This window comes from Mesorhizobium sp. M5C.F.Ca.IN.020.32.2.1 (genome assembly GCF_004023105.1).
GTDB lineage: Bacteria > Pseudomonadota > Alphaproteobacteria > Rhizobiales > Rhizobiaceae > Mesorhizobium > Mesorhizobium wenxiniae.
In genome coordinates this window covers 1-697 of record NZ_RZSX01001515.1, presented here as the reverse complement: position 1 = coordinate 697, position 697 = coordinate 1, and the positions used below count along the sequence as shown (strand labels likewise).

Genomic DNA, 697 nt, shown 5'->3' with positions numbered 1-697 from the left:
GCCGCGACCCAAGCGGTCAGTTTCCCCAAGGGAGCGGTGTACAACTGCCAAATTTGCCCCGACTTCCCGTCCGCTCGGATGCCTTCTGCGTCCCGGCCGCCTCCGATCACTTCTTGCGATGCCACTTCGCTATGTCCCAGGTTTCAGCGTCCCAAGGGGTAGGATCGTAGCCGGCTATGTCATTGCGTAGGCCCGAAGTATAAGCCCATTCGAGGAGCGGAATGACCGCGGCATCGGCGATCAGGAGATCGTTCATCGCCATGAACAGCGCGCTCCGTTTCTCCGGATCGACTTCAGTCGCCGACGCTTGGAACAGCGCATCATACTCGGGATTGCAATAGCGGGCCCAATTCGTTCCCGACCAATTGTTTTTCTTCTGTGCTGCTTCTGCGCAGGTCCAGCCGATCATGTAGCTGCCGGGATCGGGGCCCTTGTTGCCGTAAGCGAACTCCTCGAGGTCCGCATAGAAGTGCCGTCTGGTGTTCGTATTGTCTGGCGACGACCCCAGGAAGATGCTGGAATCGATCAGCTTGTTTTCCACCCGGACTCCGATCGAGCCGAAGTCCGCCTTTATGAAGTCCTGGGTCGCCTCCCGCACCGGGTTGATGCTGGTCTGAAACACCAGCGCCAGCGGGACGCCGTCCCTGTCGCGGACGCCGTCGCTATCGGTGTCGCGCCATCCGGCTTCGTCCAGCAG

General features: G+C 60.4%; 1 pseudogene. It reads right to left on the bottom strand.

The features are described from left to right. Window positions 1-106: 106 nt before the first annotated feature. Window positions 107-697: pseudogene (locus EOA86_RS37165) on the bottom strand (peptide ABC transporter substrate-binding protein); the annotation flags it as partial.